We start from the raw sequence: 19613 nt of genomic DNA, 5'->3' as shown, positions 1-19613 counted from the left end.
CTTAACGCACCGTATGATGGTGGTGCTTAAGCGTTGCTTGAATACACCATACATTTTCTACTGTGGTAGTTGCATTTTTTTCAACATATTGTGGCAGATTCTAAATATTATTAATCCAAATATAGCTAGCATTAATAAGTTAAACCAAGTTCCTCTCCAACCAATTCCTCGTACAAATGCATCACGGGTAATTTCCATGTAGTAGCGTGCAGGAATAATGTTAGGTACAAGTGATATGGGGAAAGGGATATTACTGAGAGGATACATAAAACCAGAGAGCATTAATGATGTAACAAAACCTATTAAAGAAACTCCTTGAACGGCTGAGTTTTGGTCACTGCTACGTATTCCCAAAAGTAGACCAAATAACACACTATCTATAAGAAATAGTAGAGTTCCTAGTGATAGATTAATGATGTCTCCAACTAGAGAAATTTGAAAGATTAGTGATGCTATCACTATGACTAATACTGCTTCCGTAATTGCAATTAGCAGGTAAGCTAATCCTTTGCCTAAGAGAAATTCAACTGCACTAATACTAGAAGCATAGGCTTGGATAATTGTACCTCTTTCTTTTTCACGTACCATTGCAATCGCGGTCAACAAAGACGGATAAATCCACAATACTACACCATATACTCCTGGCACAAAAAATAGTGATTCTAAACGACCGGGATTAAACCAGAGGCGGATTTGCGGTTTGATAGTATTGGTTAAAGTGACTAATCCTTGCTCTTGAATAAAAAAGTTATTCACATTTTGAATGCTATTTCTAATTACACGAGCATTATTAACATCTGTAGCATCAATTAATATCTGGACTGTGGTATTTTTATGAGCTTGAATATCGCGGGTAAATTTGGCGGGAATAATGACGGCAGCTTTGGCAATACCACGGTCAATAGCATTACTTATAGAGTCTGCTTGTGTCCATTGTGTCGGCACAAATTGGTTAGTAGCATATAAACGCTCAATGTAAATACTACTAAGATTTGTCCTGTCAAAATCTTGCACAATCAAGGGGATATTAGAGCTTTCTAAACGGAGTGCAAACCCATAAATTAGCAAAGTGATCATCGGTAATAAAAATGCTAACGCCAACGTCAAGCGATCGCGGCGAAACTGGGCTAATTCTTTTTGACACTGGGCAATAATTTTTTGCATATACCAAAATTCGGGACTGGGGATTGGGATTGGGAAGTTTTCTTCCTCTGTCCCTTACCTCCTACTAACTTCGCTGAACTATACCAATAAAGGCATCTTCTAAAGAGAAGGGAATCGGACGCAAGGACTGAACTATGAAATCCTGAGACTCCAGCAATTGCAGTAGTTGGGGAACTTCCTCATCAGGGCGATCAAGCACAATATGTAAACTATTGGCAAAAATCGCCACTCGCCAAGGCTCAAGATGCTGTTTGAGCAAGTCCGACGCGGCTTGGTTTTGTTGGACAGTGATTTCTATGAGTTGTCCGGGTTGGGAGGCTTTAATCTGACTGGGTGAACCTTCAGCAACGGTTTCTCCAGCTACCATGAAACTCATGCGGTTACATTGTTCTGCTTCTTCTAAATAATGAGTTGTAACTAAAATAGCTGTACCGTTACGGGCAAAGTCATTAATCAGCTTCCAAAATTGACGACGAGCCAAGGGATCAACCCCGGAAGTTGGCTCATCTAGAAATAAAATATTTGGTTCGTGCATTACAGAAGCACCAAAGGCTACCCTTTGCTTCCAGCCACCTGGTAGCTGTCCGGTGATCATATTTTCCTGTCCTTCTAACCCACAGGTAGCAATTACCCAATCAATTTTCTCACGTCTGAGTTTGGGAGGAATGCCGTAAACACCACTATAAAATTCTAGGTTTTCTAGAATTGTGAGGTCATCATAGAGGGTGAATTTCTGACTCATGTAACCGATACGTTGGCGGAGTTCCGCACTGCGTAAGTTACCTGTTTCACCACCAAGGGCAATTTTACCGCCGCTGGCTGCTAACAACCCACACAGCATTTTAATCGTGGTGGTTTTCCCCGCACCGTTAGCGCCTAAAAGTCCAAAGATTTCGCCATAACGTACTTCGACATTGACACTTTTGACTGCATGGAAATTTCCAAAGACACGGCTGAGATTATGAGCGAAGATGGCAAGGTTTGAAGATGAGGTAGAATATTTTGTCTTATCTCCCTTGTTTTCTTTGTCTTCCCTGCTCCCCTCCTCTCCTGCTCCCCTGCTTCCCATTCCCCTCAATCGAGAACGAGGAAAGGAATAATATGAGGGTGCTAAACCTTGTTGTCTAAGACGGGTAACAAACAGATTTTCTAGGGTGGGTGCAGCAGACTCAACGTTGACGGAGTTTTGTAGTAGTTCTTTAACTTGAGTTTCCCCCAAGGTTACATCTTCTACTAAAATATCCAAGCGATCGCCAAAGGTTTGCACATCGACAATATTACTAGTCTGACTGTGCAATAAAACTTGTTCAGCTAATTCTAAATTGGATGTGTGAACTTCTAAGCGATGTAGACCTAAACTGGAACGCAAGGCTTCAGGGCTGCCAATCTCTTGAATTTGACCACTGTACATTAAAGCTATGCGATGACAGCGTTCTGCTTCATCGAGATAGGGTGTAGCCACAACAATAGTCATACCTTCAGCAGATAGCGCCGCCAATGTATCCCAAAACTCGCGGCGGGAAACTGGATCAATCCCTGTTGTGGGTTCATCCAATAGTAAAATTCGGGGTTGGGAAACCAAAGCACAGCATAGTGCCAGCTTTTGTTTCATCCCACCGGAAAGTTGCCCCGCGAGGCGATCGCTAAATTTATCTAAATTCATCAACCGTAAGTATTTATTACGGCGTGCCTGCAACAATTCCTCTGATACTTGTCGTAATCCCGCAGCGTAGCGCAAATTTTCATCAATACTCAAGTCTAAATACAGAGAAAATTGCTGTGTCAAATAGCCCGTATTCAAACGAGTATCCCGTGCAGATTGACCAAATATTTGCACCTCTCCCGCCGAAGGTGCCATCACTCCACTCAAAACATGAAAAGTGCTAGTCTTACCCGCACCATCAGGGCCAATCAGCCCGAACATTTCCCCCTGATTAACAGTGAAATCAACACCCCGGACAGCCGCTAACTGACCATAATATTTATATAAACCGCGAACAGCGATCGCTTCAACCGATAAGTCAATAGCCATTAGTCATTACTGAATTTACCTTTCCCCAGTCCTTTATTTCCGCAATTTAATCTCCGCATCCCCAGGCATACCAATTTTGGGGCAGGGCAAATCTGAATCTGTGTATGGTTGTTCTGGTTGAAAACAACCGCTTGGGTTTTCGATGCTAATCCGCACTCCAACGACTTGCCTAACTCTATCTTTTTGAAAATAAATATTTTCTGGTGTAAATGAGGCTTGCGGATCGATAGAGATTACTTTCCCTTCTAGCGGTCTTTTGGGAGCAGAATCAAGAAAGATTTTAGTTTGCTGCCCTACTCGTACTTTACCAATATCACCTTCTGGCACAAAACCCCGTAAATATAAAGCTTTGGGATCAACTATTGTGAGAATTTTGGTTTGATTGTTGACTACTGCTCCCGGTTCAGCACTACGGGCGATGACTACGCCATCTAGAGGACTGATCAAATTTAAGTCTTTTTGAGAGTCTTTGATTTGGGTGTAAATTTGTTGTCTGGTGGCTAACGCGTCTCTAACTTTAGCCTGAGCCGATTTGACTTGTGCTTGTGCGGCTTTAATTTGGGCATAGCTTTGCTTTTTCCGGCTGTAGAGGGCGGCTAATTGGCTATTACGAATGCTGGGGTTCAAGCCTGTGGTTTTGGCTTGAGTGAAACTACCGAGGGTAGCGTTTAATTGTTCACGGGCAGCCTGAACTGTGGCCTGATAGGCGGCGAGGGTGGCTATGGCTGTATCTAAAGTAGTTTGGGCTTGATCGAATTGTTGTCTATTGATAGCACCATCATTAACTAATTGGGCATAGCGATCGCGGTTTACTTGTGCTAACCTCAATTCTGCCTCTGCTTGTGTTACCTGTGCTTGGGCTTGGGCTAGTTGGGATCTAGCAGCCGCCACATTCGATCTTGCTTGCTCAATCTTGCCTTGGGCATCACCAAAAGACTGCTGTAAATTTAATTGAGCTTCTCCAATCCGGTTTTTCATCTCTTCGACTTCACCTATTATCTGCTCTACATTCGAGCGTGCTTGCTCTACATCCGATTGGGCGGATGCAATCTTAGCCTCGGCTGAAAGTAATTGATCTTTTAAGAGTTGATCGTCACTGTCATCAAGTTTGATTAACTGTTGACCTTTTTTGACTGCTACTCCCTCTCGTACACTAATTGATTCAATTCTGCCCGAACGCTTTACCCCAATCTCAGTTTCGTAACCATCAATCCGCCCACTCAGCTTCAGTATATTTGCTGTTTGTTGGGGCTGATTATGCCAGATGATGTAAACAATACCACTTGCTAATATCAGCCCTAAGACCAATATGAGACGAATTGGTTTTTGCCGATGCTCCTGTTTAGAGAATGGCTCTTGAGCCCGATCCTCATTTTCTGTGAATTTCGTGGATATAGATTTAGTCATTATCTATTGAAATCAATAGTTTTATATATTTATAGCAATCCTGATTTTTCAAACTATATCCTACTTTAAATGCAATGCAATTATTATAAGTAGATATGCACAATCAAGCACAAGTAAGTAAAGAAAAATTAAGTTCATCAAACTTTATTTTCATTTAGTTTGAAAGAGGGAATAGCGTAGGGGAGTGACATTTTTATGTTGGGTTGTGAGATTTTTTCGTAAATAGCTGGCTTGAAAAAGAATGTAAGAGCAAGTGTTTTTAGCCTAAATTTGGTTCTACCATTAAAGAGTCGGTAGAATTAATTAGAGACATATTACCTAAACGAATAGCAGGTTTACCTTCTATCATCGTCAGATATAGATAACATCTGCTGGTATCTTCAGCATTCCAAGCATAAATCGGTACTCCTGAACAAGGTGCAGAATCTGTCATTTGTCCTAATAAATCTTGAAAAGTAAGAGTTTTGTGGAGTTTCCCTAATAGGGGTTGAGATAGTGCTGACACCAGAATAAATAGTGAACCAAGTTCCCCTAAACCTCTATCTTCCAGTGAAATAGTCTTGCCAAATCTCAGGGCATTGATTTCCCCTTCCGATATACTTAACCCGATGCGCTCAATACCTTTTCTAATCGTGGAATTATTCCCTACAATGGATATTCCCTCGGACATATCGCATCTCCTTCTGTATACTAGTCAAATAAATTAATAGAAATCATGCAAACATTAATGTAAATCTTTACTGTTAATTATTTTTGACAATATTTAGTTTCAGTTTTCATAAATTTAGTTAACTTTATGGATCTGTAGAGACGTTAAATTGCCACATCTCTACAGATGCTTATACATCAAACAGATTCAACAGCCTGTTCAAAAGGATCAAAGCTGCTATCTTGAGAGCTGGAATTATATTTTGCAGCCATGTTCATATAGGAACGTAAAAACGAAGGTTCAATAGAGGCTTGAGTTGCAGCATAAGTGCCATTATCTTGCAAAAGTTGGTGAACCTTATGCAATCTGTAACAAGGAACGCCTGGATATAGATGATGTTCCAGATGAAAATTAGTGCCAGCAAACAGGATTGTCATTAAGGGAGAAGTACGACTCCAGGCATTATGAAATGGGTTATCATCAAGACCACCATGATCAAGATAGGCTTGACATCCAGAGATTAGCATCAATGCAAGCATTGGTAGTCCGATAGAAAATAAACCAGCAATGGGATTGTATACAGCTATTCCTAAATAAATCCCAATCCATAACAAAGCAAATACAAAGTTCATCCAACAAAGAATACGCACAGTAGACATCTGAAATGGCATCATGTAAGGAAATGGCCAAGGACGACCTAAAGCAGTATTCAAAGTTATTTTAAAATGATGATAGTTAAGCAATAATCTGGCAAAAAATAATCTTTGCCACCATGTTGTTAAAGGTGTGAGTATTTCAATGTCAGGGTCAGAAGCTTGATTTGTAAATCGATGATGGCTCCAATGTCGCATCATTGCACCCATATCACAATATGTTAAGACTGAAGATGCAAAGAAAAGACCAATTAATGCACTAACAAATTTGTTAGGATGTAGCGCTAGATGAAAGCCATCATGACCAATAAAACCCATCATCTGAATACCATATCCAGTCATGATAGTTAGTGGAATAATTAAAGCTATTTTCAGTGGTAGAAAATCAATTGATGTGACGACCACATAACATAACCATGCTGGGACAAGATACCAAATCAGTCCGTAGAGAATAAACCCAGTAGTTCCTGATATTGTGGGTTTATACCAGTCGGCGGGAATTGCGGGTCTGCGAATTGTTTGTGTTGTTGTCATAAGTATCCTTATTTGTGTGTAAATGCTAGGGGTGTAAGGGGGAAACTTGATATGTTTTTAAGGTAAATATTTTCCTACACTCCCATATCCCTATATTCCTACTAGTCCTTGAAAAGCTTCTAGTGTTTCGTTCATTGAGGTGCTATTTTCCACGTTGAGGGTTTTAGCTTGGTTAAAATTCCGTTTCACTAGTCCTGAGATTGTCTTACCAGGACCGAACTCGATAAAGGTATCCACACCATGATTAACAAGGTGTTGAATAGAGGTCATCCACCGCACTGGTAGGGTGATTTGGTGGATGAGTAAGAAACGGATGTGTTCATCTGTGGTGATGGGTTGGGCGGTGACGTTAGAAATCACTGGGATGCGAGGGGTAGAAATGTTGATAGTTGCTAAGATTCCGGCTAAACGCTTGGCGGCTGACTCCATTAAAGGGGTGTGAAATGCACCGGAAACAGCTAATTGCACTACTTTTGCCGCGCCTGCTTGTTCAGCTAAGGTCATTGCTTGTTCTACTGCCCTAGCATCTCCACCGATGACGGTTTGATTAGGTGCATTGTAGTTAGTCGGTTGACATACTCCTATTGATTTCACCTGCTGACAGATAGCTTCTACTATGTCTGCATTCAGACCGATAATCGCCGCCATCTTGGTATCTCGGTTGATAGAAGCTTCTTGCATAAAGATGGCTCTTTGCTGTACTAAAAAGACTGTATCCTCAAATTCCATCACGCCGGCTGCTACTAGTGCGCTGTACTCTCCCAGACTTAAACCAGCAAGAAATTTTGGTTCAGGGAACTGGGTTTGAGCCGCCGCTAGACAAGCTAAGTTAGTGACAAAAATGGCAGGTTGAGCATTCTCTGTTTGCTCTAACAGTTCTGGGGAACTATCACGACACATTTGCAATAAATCAAAACCGAGTACATTCGAGGCGCGATTGTATAATACTTTGGCTTCGGAGTAGCGATCGGCAATTTCCACACCCATCCCAACATATTGTGCGCCCTGTCCAGGAAATACAAATGCAGTGTTCATGCTACTACCTCTTCCACTGGTACTTGATTGCAAGTTAAACCTTCTGTAAGTTGCGCTCCTTTGTGAATTTGATAGAGAGGAAAAGGAGCGCAATAATACTGCATTTTTTCTTCTTGAAAAATCTCGTGTAGTTTACGTAATCGATAAAATGGACATTCTGGATAAGCGTGATGTTCGACATGGTAAGTAATACCAGCCCAGAGTAAACCTAACCAAAAGTTATTAATAGTAATTGCATTTTTCTGCATATCTCTTTTTTGAGGATCATCACCTTCATAAAGAGTTAAGGGAGCGTGTTCATAACCCCGTGTGATAGGATTAATCACTAAGGCAACAAAGGCTAAAGGAATCCAGAAAATAAACAGTGCTTTTATTCCCATATCGGAATAGATTAAAACGGCATGAATTACTACCCAAAAAGCCAAATTAACTATTTGTTCAATAATCACCGTCCAACTGACTTGTTTGCCATAGCAAGTCAAAGATATCTTGGTATACCATTCATAATATCTCCAAATTCTCAACCAAATTTGGTTGAGTTTGCCAGAAAAATAATATTCATCTGGGTCTCTTTCTGGATCGGAAATAAAATTATGATGACGTTTATGGGTTTCTCTATTGGTTGTAAATGTCATCGTGAATGACAGTGCATAAAGACGACCAAATAATGTATTTAACCATTTGGCTTTAAAGGCACTACCGTGCATACAATCATGATGCAAAATAAATAAGACATAGAGTTGATTGCCTAGCCCAAGCGCTAACAGAAAATCAATCCAAGGATTATCTATGAATAAAATCAGGGAAATTAATCCGAAATACAATACTATATATGGTGAGCCATAAAGTAGATGTAGCCAGCCATTAGCAGCACACATTTTTCTAATTTCTGCCTCCCGTGCTGAGGGAGCGCGTAACCATTTTTGTCTTTTAGGTTTGGAAGTTAATTGTGATTCTATTGCAACACTCATGTCAATTTCCTTGGTATATTTTAATGTCAAGTTGTTGGGATTTATCAGGGCTTTAGCCATGACTACAAACTTTTAGGAATTAACTATCCGTAAAGATGCGGATATTCTTTTTTGATTCACCCATTCACCTTTTTGGATAAGATATTCCACCCAAAAGTTAATATCTTGAATCAGTGCTTGGCTCTTACCTTGGTCAAGAAACTTTTTCAGATAAATAGCAGTGTCAAAATTGTCGATGGTTTTGTAAAACTTGAATGCCTCAATAAATGGGTCATCACTAACATGAGAAATCAAACCAATTTCATAAGCTGTTTGGGCATTGATTAGCTCTCCAGTTAGTACCAATTTCTTAGTTTGTAGCAATCCTATTTGCTGCTTTAGGAAACTCATGCCGCCCATACCAGGAATTAAACCTGATTTGACTTCAGGTAAACCTAACTTGACGTTGGTATCAACAAACTGAAAATCACTACACAAGAGCATTTCTAAGCCACCACCTTGGGCTGCACCATTTATGACGGCGACAACTAGAGCATTTAAAGAGACAAATCCGTGAATTACTTGCTGAACTTTAGCAGCAAATTTTTTCAGTTTAGCGGGATTTTGCTGTTTTAAATATTCTAAAATGAGAGTGCGATCGCCACCAAGAGAGAAATACTTACCATGATGGGAAATATAAACTATTTTGGGCATCTTTAACGATGATTTCTCTTTAGATAAAGCCGCAATAATATCTAATAGTTCATCCAGTACTTCGATAGATAAAGCATTGCCATTAGCAGAATCTAAAAATAACCAAAGACAATTATTTTTATCAAAACAAGTATCAATATAAGCAAATTCTTGCCGAGTACAACCATAGGTGTTATGTAAATTTATTGGCTGTAAATGTTCCCGAATACTGGAATGAATTACATCTTTGTTATTATTGTTAACTATTTCATGTTCTCTAGTAATTGCTATTTTTATTTCTTGACTACTACATACTTTCAAGAATTGTCCGTCACTTCTAGCTACAAACACCTGCTGCACGAGAATATCTTCTTTATCGCTAGAGGTAGGAACTAGATATTGCAGATTAAAGAAACCTTCTTCTCTCATTAATCTCTGCCAAGTTTCTTCTTGTAAAAGAGGCGAGCCCGGATATCTCAAATCTCTATCTTGTGAATTCCACCAACCTCTTAGTAGTCCAAATGTTAAAGTTGAGAAATTCTGTGATTTGACACTCTCATTCAAGATTAAGCAACCTGTTGGCTTGAGTAATTGCTTAACGTTGCGTAGACTTTCACGAATATTAGGGGTGGCGTGCAGGATATTTGTAGCAATGACAAAATCAAATTGTTTTTGCCAACCTTGTTTTTCGGGATTTAGGGAAATATCTAAAACCGAGAAACGCATTCCAGGGTAAGTTTTAGCAAATTTTTCTCGGCCATGTTCTAAAAGTTTAAACCAAACATCGGTGTATACATACTCGACAGCGATATTATGAGCAATTAGTGAATTAATTACATAGCGAGTTGTCCCACCTGTTCCTGCACCTACTTCTAAAACTTTAATTTTTTCTGGAGATTTACCGTTGAACTTAGCTTTGATTTGATTAACAAGGGACGCAGCAACAAGTTCATTATAAATATCAGAAGCTAAGTTACCACTGTAGACTCCCTCAACTAAATCTAAACTAGAGTTAGGAAAGACAATATTATTAGCTGCAATCTTACCTAATAAAATATCTTCGTAATTCTTTAAGCAAGTGTGCAGTAGCTGATAGTATTGTTTGAGTTCTGGCTGAGTTTGTAGGATTTGATTAGCAGCATTTTCAAATTCAGTCAGTGTATGATATTCGCCTTGGTATTGTATTTCTGCTGTTGCAGAGAAGTAGTGATTTTGTTGTGATAAATAACCAGCTTGCACAAGAAATTGGAAAATCTCTGCAAATACATGATGGTGTTCATCAATAATTTTGGCTGATTTGATGGCTTCTGTAATCCTGTAGGATGCTGCTTGGTGGTTAAATAAACCCAGATTTTGCAAAATTCCTACTAACCTGCTAGCCGCAGCAGCCATTAATTGATCTAAGCCTTGCTTAAACTTGAGTAATGGTGGATGATTAGCTGTGAAGAAATCCGCATGATCTATAGTTAGTGGTGCAAGATTTGATAGTATTTCTGTAATTGGTCTTTGCTCAAGCATTAAGTGAGGATCTAAGCCAATTTGTAACAGTATATTTCTTTTAGCTTTCACGACTACAGCTTGAGGAATTTGCATCGCTAGAATTGTTTCTAATGCCTCCATTCCCTCTGCAATATTGATTGAGTCCATCCCTTGATGTAGCATTAAATCTCGATACTTATCATTAGCTACAGCACCTACTTCACCCCAAAATCCCCAGTTAATTACACATACCGGATAATTTCGTGTTTGTTGCATATATTTAGCATAGCTATCAAGAAAAGTGCTAGCGGCGGCATAATTACTTTGACCAATATTGCCGACAAAAGACTGTAGAGAAGAGAAGAAAATGATCAAATCAAGTTCTTCGTTAAGAGTGGCTTGATTAAGTGCGATCGCACCTGCTACTTTTGGTTGTAGTACAGCCGTAAAATCTGTCTCTGACATCTTCACCAACAGGCTATCATCTAGTACCATTGCTGAGTGAATGATGCCGTCTATTTTGCCAAATTTATCTTTGGTTTGAGTAATAGCATTAGTTAGTTCATTGACATCATCACAATGAGCTTGTAGATAAATTACATTTTCACCATATTTTCCTAGATGGGAGATTTTAGCTAATAAATTATCATCTGCTGGCGAACGACCTAATAAAGCAATATTAGCTGAATATTGAGCGTGCAGATAATCACTTAAAACAAGACCTAATCCACCTGTACCACCAATAATTAAATAAGTACCATTGGGTTTAAATTTTGATAATCTTTCTCTGAAGACTGGAGCTAAATTATAGAGGCGTTGGCAATATATTTGTTGTTGACGGACTGCAAAAGCATTGCCAGATATACATTCATTCTTAAAGGTATTTTCTAGCCAGACAGTATTCTCTTTTCTTAAGGCATCTTCAATTTCAGACACTGCTAAATCCAAGAAAGTAATAGTGCAGTGTTTATACTCTCTAGAAAAAGATTTCCACAATCCCCAAAGACCACTATCATCAGGCTGAACTTCTTCATCGTAGAAAACTTGTACAGCATTCAATGTGATAATTTTAAACTCAATTGAATGTTGAGTTAATCCAGTTCTGATGATAGATTTGATAAAGTGAAAAGCATAGTTATGGCTCAATAATTGCTCAGATTTTTGGGGTGCAGCCAAGAAATATACTTGAGAGATATCTGTTAATTGTTTTAAAAGCTTATCCCAGTCTTGTGGTTGATCATGTCTAATTTGAGCAGTGCAATTTTGCCAATTTTGATAGAAATTACCAACTGTAATGATGTAGCTATTGTTTGAACCATGCCAATTCAGTAACAACTGCAACATTTGTAAATTTTCACCCCATGTCACAATCAGAGTTTTAGCTGGTTTAGTTTGGTCAAACTTTAAATAATTGAATGATTGTTGGTTGGATATAGAAATACTTGTCGGTTGCCATTTAGGAATGAAAATCAGTTCACTTTCTTTTGTAGTGAAAGATAAATCATCAAGTTTTACTGTTTTACTGTGTCCATTTTCTTTAACTTTGTTGGAAGGTAAATTAGCATGCTTTAAATTTGTAGATACAATGTTATATTCAGTATTTAATTGAGTACGAAGATATTTCTGTACTGCTTCAGAATGTTCACACCATAGAAATTCTGCCAATTTAGAAACAGTAGGCTGCTCAAACAGTATCGTAGGGTAAAGACGAATATTCAACAGCTTTTCTAAATCATGGGAGATATCTAATAAAGCCGTTGATTCTAACCCTAATTCAAAGAATGAAACCTCTGGTAAATCATCTGTAAAATCTTGCTTAGTATATTTACAAACTAGTTTCTTGATAGAATGTACCAGATATTCCACACTCGGTTCTGGAGTAGTGACAATTTCTTGAGGCGTATCATCAACAGTATTTAATTGAATATGAAGATATTTCTGTACTGCTTCAGAATGTTCACACCATAGAAATTCTGCCAATTTAGAAACAGTAGGCTGCTCAAACAGCATAGTTGGATAAAGGCGAATATTTAACAGCTTTTCTAGCTCGTGAGAAATATCTAATAAAGCAGTTGATTCTAATCCTAATTCAAAAAATGATACTTCTAATAAATCATCTGTAAAATTTTGTTTGGTGTATTTGCAAACTATTTTTTTTATGGACTCAACTACATGTTTTACTCTTGGTTCTGGAGTTGTTAAAACTTGATATGCTTTTTGTTGTTGATGAGTAAAAATAGTATTTTCTGTTTTTTGTTCTAAGTTTGCCAGTCTTCTAATAAGTTCAATATTATGAACTCTTTTAATGCCAAAGTTACGGAATGTTGCTAGTTGATTACCATACTCGTCGCAAATTGCAAAACTTCTGTAACCAATTTCTTTGGTTAATTCAAGTTGCTCAGGGTGATCGACATATACATAACAATTACTGCGTCCTGTTAAAGGTCTACCAGAAAATGATTCAATATAAAAAGGAACATAAAGTTGGGCTGTCGCTTGATAAGGAATTGAATAGAAAAGCGGTACAATAGTCGAACAATCGAGAAACACAGGATGGAACAAGAAATCATCACTGTGCTGCAAGGCGATAGAACCCAAAGAAACTTCAGCCAAGCAACCATAAAGACTACCATAAACTTTGCCGCTAGGTTTCATGAAATTATCGTGGTCAATGCCAACTTCGCGGGTGATGGCATAACAGGCATCTAAATCGACAACTTGAGTTGCTTTATGCTTGAGAATTGATATATCTATAAGATTTTTAATTTGTAATTCTTTGGTCAGTAATTGGCAGGTTAAATGTTTAGTAATAGAGGAGTCTTTTACTTCACCATTTTTCCATTTAGTGCTGGTGGCTTCAATTCCCCAATCAGTTCCATTGGGTGAAATGTGAATTTCCACTTTTCGGTCAAAATCGGCAGTTGTCACAATTGGTTCTAGGAACATCATGTTCCGCAATTCTAGATTTTCAATATCAAAAGACCTGGCTTTTAAAGTTTTAAAAATCATGTCTATAAATGTGACACCAGGCATGATATGAATACCATCAACTCTGTGTTCACGAACGAAATAATCATTATCTGTAATTGTAAATTTGCCAATTATTTGTGCAGTTTGCATAAATGATAAGGGGTGTAGGGGAAAGATATTTTTATTTTTTATTTGCTCTTTAATATTCAGTCTTAAAAGAATAACTTATGCATATCTGGCTAAACTCAGTATTTCTACGTAAGTCATACTAATTTGAAAAAATATTGCGAGAGTAGAGGGGGAGTGTAATCCGCCATCCTTTGAGGGTTGGTGGTGTGTTAGGACGATAGTGCCACACCTTACAAATTGGAGATTTTTTTAATTGGAAGTACCTAAACGATCACCTTTTTAGCTACATTGATTACTATGTCTTCCAATATCAGCAAAGGCTGGTGAGTCTCTTCCAATTCCAAGGTCAACAGGGAACGCCGAGGGGGTTGTGCTAACTGTTCAGTATTTTCCACATTCATGGTGTAAGAAGTTGCCGATTGAGCGGCTGGCAACCAAGCTCGAATTTTGCTGCTACTAAAATTAAAATCCTTGCTGAGTAATTTTGCTCCTGGTTTCACTGCTAATTTTGGTGGTTCAGAAAGAATGGTGTGTACATTAGTTCCACCAAAACCAAAGGAACTGATACCAGCAAATTTAGGATTAGCTTGATTCCAGAGTTGGGTTGTTTGGGCTGGATAGAAAGGTGAATGGGCAAAGTCAAAGCGGGGATTCACCTGTTCACAGTTGAGTGATGCGGGGATGACTTGATTGTGCAGTGACAATGCTACTTTGATGAAGCTAGCCACCCCAGCCGCGCTTAATAAATGCCCGATATTAGTCTTCACGCTACCCACAGCACAGTGATTTTCTGTCCCCACCCCGGTAAATACCTGGGACAAGGCTCGCAACTCAATCGGGTCGCCAATCATCGTTGCAGTTCCGTGGGTTTCGATGTAACTAATTTGTTCTGCTGAAAGATTGGCTTTTGCCAGTGCTGTTTCAATAACTTCCACTTGACCTTCTACACTGGGGGTAGTGATGCCCATTGTATGACCATCGTTGTTAGCGGCTGTAGCGGCAATTACTGCATAGATGGGGTCGCCATCAGCTAAAGCTTGTTTTAAAGGTTTGAGCAAGACACAACCCGCACCCTCACCAGGGACAAATCCATTGGCGCGTTCGTCAAAGGTAAAACATTTACCATCGGGAGATAAAGCCTGTGCTGCACTGAGGAAGAGATATGGTTTTTCATCTAAGAGAACTTCTACGCCACCAGCTAAAGCCATTTCTGATTCACCCTGTAGTAAACTTTGACAGGCGAGATGGATAGCCATGAGAGAAGATGAGCAGGCGGTATCAATTACCAGACTTGGCCCTTTGAGATTGAGATAATGGGAGACATGGGAAGCGATAAAGTTTTGTCCTACACCAACAACGCTGGATTTTTTGGGGACTTGAATGCGATCGCCATATCCTGCTACCCTAGCACCAACAAATACTCCGACCTTGCGTTTGTTGACATCTTTGATATTGTGACCAGAATCTACCACCGCTTCCACGCAGCTTTGACAAAATAGGCGCACTAAGGGGTCAACATCACTTGCTTCATTTTGAGATACACCAAACATGGCGGGGTCGATGTATTCTAAATCGTCAATAAAACCGCCCCATTTACTAATTGATTTACCTGATGTCAATTCTCTGGTGTAATGTTGTTCGATATCCCAACGTGAGTTGGGTACTTCTCGGATGCTGTCAACGCCCGCTACTAGGTTGTTCCAAAAAATTTCTTTGTTGGCTGCACCTGGGAATTTGCAGGCAATACCAATGACGGCGATTTCGATTTGAGATGGATTTTGCTCACGCAGAGGCGCAGAGGCACGGAGAGGGGTTAGAGGTGCAGGTGGAGTTTCTACTATTTGGGGTTGTGTTACTGGTATTTTTTGCTGTAATTGGTTGTGGTGATGGCTGATGAGATGTTCTGCTAGGCGTGATATGGAATCGTACTGTAATAACAGTGATGGGTCTAATCTCATTCCCAGCCATTGGTCGATTTTGTTGACGATACCAGCTAAGAAGATAGAATCAACACCTAAAGCCTCAAAGGAGGTTTCATACTTGATTTGGTCTAAGGCAATGTGGAGTTCACGGGATAGGATTTGGCTTAATGATTCTAAAACGTAAGTCTTCAAGTGATTGCTATCAGTGGGAAAGTTTTGTTTTGGTAATGATACTGGTTGGATTTTCGGCGTAGTCTGTTCCTTTGCAACTAGGGGCAATTCTGATATATTTAATTGTTCTTGACTAGCCAGACACGCTACAGTGTGGATTTGCGGGGGTAAAGCCAAGATAGTATCTAAGGACTGCAAACCTACGGCTGTTGACAAAGGTACAAGTCCTATTTTGGTCATTGGCTGACTAGTTAGCTGTCCCATTCCGACTTCTTTCCAGTTTGACCACTGAATAGCGCGGTAGTAGGTATTACCTTGAGCTACTTGGTAAGCAGCGAAGTAATTCATATAGGCGTTAGCTGTTGCGTAATCACTAATACCTACAGCTAGCTTAGGTACAACACTCGACAGGGATGAGAACAAGACGAATGCTTCTAAATTGTCATGCTCAAAGATGCGGTGTAAAACTTCCAGGGCAGTAGTTTTGGGAGACAATACAGAAACAATGCTGTCTAAGGTTTTATGCAGGAAAGCTGGTGATTCTGAGGAAACACAGCCTGCACAGTGGAATACTTGAGTAATTCGTCCATATTGACGGCGAATATTTTGGAAATAGACTTCTAGGGCAGCATAATCTGTTAATTCGCCAGTATAGAGTTCTACGGTTACGCCTTGTTTTTCTAGGTTGAGAATGTTGGTAATTTTGCTAGCAATTGCGGGGTTTGCATTCGGTACTGCGATGACTTCTTCCCATTCTGTTCTGGGGGGTAATGTAGTTTTACCCATTAAAACTAGGGTTTTATAACCTTGACGCGCCAAATGTTGAGCAACTTCATTACCTATACCACCTGTACCGCCAGTAATCACAACCATTCCCTGTGGTAATTTCTGCGACTGGCTGGGTTTATAGTTTAGAGGTGCGAGGGTAGAGACAAAGCGATCGCCATCTCGGTGACAAATTTCGGTAAACTGATCGTAGTCCTGATACTCTTGGGCAATAATTTGACTTAAAGCTGCTAAATCTGAGTTGTTGGGGTCTAAATCAATGGTCTTGGCATAACAAGAGTTATATTCTGCGCCCAACATCTTAAATAACCCCGTCAGTTCCGCACCACGCAGGTTAGCTGATGTCCCGTTAATGTTTTGTAACCCTTGGGTGACTTGTAGTAAACGCAGTGGTTTGCGGGTGTTTAATAAAGATTGCAGTAAGGCAATGTTGCCTAAAATAGACTGACTATTGGCGGTTAAATCAAGAATGCCTGTGATATCTGAGGATGATATCTCATTGTTAAATCTAGCTCTGTGGTCGGTATTATCAAAGCAGAATTGATAATACTGGGGTGTGATTTGTGTGTAGGTATGACTTTTCACGTCATCTGGAACATTGTTCTCTTGACCTAACCCCGTAACCCCCTTCCCTTGTAGGGAAGGGGGAAAATTCAAAGCCTCTCCCCTAAAAGGAGAGGAGTTTTCTAAATTCTCCACCACTATAAAAGCCGCATGATGATGCTGTGCTTGCAGAGTATCAATCAGAGGTTTGGTATCATCACTAGCTAAAACAATGATTGTACCTTGTAAAACAACCTGGGCATCCTTGGGTAATGCTTGACGCTGCCATTGTGGTACAAGCAGGCTGATGTGTTCTTTTGCAGGTACTTTGATAGTCGTAGCTGGTGCGGTGTTTGTTTCAGGAAGCCAATACTTATCAAGGCTAAATGGGTATCCAGGTAAGGGAACAATGGCAGGGGAATAATCTCTAGGCAATACCTTAGCCCAATCGATATTTAATCCTCCCACCCACAACTTAGCCAACTTAGAATATGCTGGTTTTTGAGCTAGCGATCGCAAATGCTCTTCTAGTTCTTGCAGACTCTCAAATAGCTCTTCATAGGCTTGGCGATGACTAGAATCACCCACAAAAGTCTTAATGTCTTCTAGCTTCCCATTGATAAAGTTTTGCAGAGAATCACCCAATTCCTCAAGTGTGTTTGCCACAATAGTCAGACGATACTCCATAGCTTCCCTGCCTTTTTGTAAGGTGTAAGCTATATCTGCTAAGGAGAAGCTATTTTGTTGTGACAAAAATACAGCTATGCTTTGAGCGTAGACAATTAGTCTTTCTTTTGATTTGGCAGACAATACAACTAACTGCGGCTTAGACGAATTTGATGTAGAGATGTGTCGAGGACGCGCTAAATATTCTTCTAAAACTACATGAGCATTCATACCGCCAAAACCAAAGGAACTCACCCCGGCTCGACGTGGCTGTTCTTTGCCTGTAGCGGTTGTTTGGCGCTCCCAATTAACTTGTTTTGCGGCAATCTGCAACGGAGAATTATCCAGACGGATATACTTATTCAGATTGGTAAAGTTTGCATTGGCAGGAATTACACCTTTTTGCAACGCTAAGATAGTTTTTAATATTCCTGCCACCCCGGCTGCGGCTTCTAAATGTCCGATGTTACTCTTGACAGAACCTATATAACAATCTTGGGTAGTCTCAACAGTGGCAAAAACCTTCTTCAGTCCGTTAATTTCTATCGGGTCGCCCAAGGTTGTACCAGTACCGTGTGCTTCAATATAACCAAGGGTAGCAGGGCTAACTTGGGCATCGGCATAAGCTGCTAAAATCGTCTCTGCTTGAGCTTCAGGAGCCGGTGCAGTCAAGGAATTGGTATGGCCGCCGTGTCCCACTGCCGCACCTTTGATAACAGCATAGATATAATCACCATCGCGTTCAGCTTTCGCCAACGGTTTTAATAACAGTACCCCTGCACCTTCACCTCTGACATAACCATTGGCGCGTTCATCAAAAGGGCTGCATTCACCTGTTTTACTTAACATCCCCGCCTTAGAAAAGACTATATAGGATGTCAAAGAAGTGATAACATTAACACCACCTGCGATCGCTAAATCACATTTTTCTGACCGTAATAATTCCACAGCCCGATTTATCGCTACCAATGAACTTGAGCAAGCTGTATCAATTGCTTCACTAGGCCCCTTCAAGTTCAACAGGTGAGAAATTCTATTAGCCAGTACAGCATGACTCACACCCGTACCCAGGTGGGGTTCTACGGAGTTTTCCTGCTGACACAACATCTCATAATAATCAAAGCTAGAAGCACCAACAAATACTGCCGTCTTAGAACCCGATAACTCCGAAGCGCGATATCCAGCATTCTCAAGAGCGTGCCACACACATTGGATAAATATGCGTTGCTGCGGGTCCATTAATTGGGCTTCCCGTGGAGAAATGCCAAAGAAACAAGCATCAAAACACTTGACATCTGCTATAAATCCACCTTTGAGGAAAGGAGAAAGTTCTGGAGATTGTAAGAGATTTGTTTGCTCTGTCTTTTGGGGTAAACGTTGAGCCGGAAAATCAGTAATGTTAACTTTATCTGCTGTCAATAACTGCCAAAATTCTTCTAAGGTTTTAGCTTGCGGTAATGATACACCAATACCGATAATTGCAATATCTTGAGGGGAAGATTCATATTCCAAAACATTGGCTAAAGTTAATGTCTCCTCTGCAATTACAGCAACAGCACTTTCCTCTTTAGTGCTAGTTTCTAAACTTGGCTCTAGATTCTGCTGAATCAACTCTGCCAAAGTAGTAATTGTATGACATTCATACAGCATATCAGGAGTTACAGGAATTTTAAATTCACCTTCCAGAAAAGTAGTTAATTCCACATAATTTAAAGAATCAAATCCCAATTCACTAGGTGAAAAAGATAAATAGACTTCTTCAGGAGGTATTTCTAGAATTGCTGCAATTTTATTTTGTAACCGAGCCTCAATTTGAGAGATATTATTCAT

General features: G+C 39.8%; 9 protein-coding genes. All 9 read right to left on the bottom strand.

Going from position 1 to position 19613, the window contains the following annotated elements:
* Positions 1-57: 57 nt before the first annotated feature.
* The 9 genes from IQ274_RS11565 to IQ274_RS11525 all read right to left on the bottom strand — a co-directional run bounded on the left by IQ274_RS11565 (position 58) and on the right by IQ274_RS11525 (position 19613).
* Positions 58-1164: an ABC transporter permease gene (locus tag IQ274_RS11565; RefSeq protein WP_194142354.1), complete on the bottom strand. Its 1107-nt coding sequence runs from the start codon at positions 1162-1164 to the stop codon at positions 58-60.
* A gap of 64 nt (positions 1165-1228) precedes the next feature.
* On the bottom strand, positions 1229-3196 hold the full coding sequence (locus tag IQ274_RS11560) for an ATP-binding cassette domain-containing protein (protein WP_194142353.1): 1968 nt from the start codon (positions 3194-3196) through the stop codon (positions 1229-1231).
* Positions 3197-3229: 33 nt separating this feature from the next.
* On the bottom strand, positions 3230-4603 hold the full coding sequence (locus IQ274_RS11555) for an HlyD family secretion protein (RefSeq protein ID WP_194142352.1): 1374 nt from the start codon (positions 4601-4603) through the stop codon (positions 3230-3232).
* Between the two features lie 259 nt (positions 4604-4862).
* Positions 4863-5273 (bottom strand): hypothetical protein, encoded by a 411-nt coding sequence (locus IQ274_RS11550; RefSeq protein ID WP_194142351.1) that lies wholly within the window; start codon positions 5271-5273, stop codon positions 4863-4865.
* A gap of 176 nt (positions 5274-5449) precedes the next feature.
* Positions 5450-6439 carry a fatty acid desaturase family protein gene (locus IQ274_RS11545; RefSeq protein WP_194142350.1) on the bottom strand — a complete coding sequence of 330 codons (990 nt, stop codon included), beginning with the start codon at positions 6437-6439 and terminating at the stop codon, positions 5450-5452.
* 90 nt (positions 6440-6529) lie between these two features.
* A complete protein-coding gene (gene fabD / locus IQ274_RS11540; RefSeq protein WP_163927641.1) occupies positions 6530-7474 on the bottom strand; it encodes an ACP S-malonyltransferase in 945 nt (314 codons plus the stop codon).
* Positions 7471-8505 carry a fatty acid desaturase family protein gene (locus IQ274_RS11535; RefSeq protein ID WP_163927642.1) on the bottom strand — a complete coding sequence of 345 codons (1035 nt, stop codon included), beginning with the start codon at positions 8503-8505 and terminating at the stop codon, positions 7471-7473. The genes fabD and IQ274_RS11535 overlap by 4 nt, the downstream gene beginning before the upstream one ends.
* A gap of 12 nt (positions 8506-8517) precedes the next feature.
* On the bottom strand, positions 8518-13716 hold the full coding sequence (locus tag IQ274_RS11530) for an SDR family NAD(P)-dependent oxidoreductase (RefSeq protein ID WP_194142349.1): 5199 nt from the start codon (positions 13714-13716) through the stop codon (positions 8518-8520).
* A 242-nt stretch (positions 13717-13958) separates the two neighbouring features.
* Positions 13959-19613: a type I polyketide synthase gene (locus IQ274_RS11525; protein WP_194142348.1), complete on the bottom strand. Its 5655-nt coding sequence runs from the start codon at positions 19611-19613 to the stop codon at positions 13959-13961.

The organism is Nostoc sp. LEGE 12447, assembly GCF_015206985.1.
Taxonomy (GTDB): domain Bacteria; phylum Cyanobacteriota; class Cyanobacteriia; order Cyanobacteriales; family Nostocaceae; genus Nostoc.
This window is presented reverse-complemented; position numbering and strand designations above follow the sequence as displayed.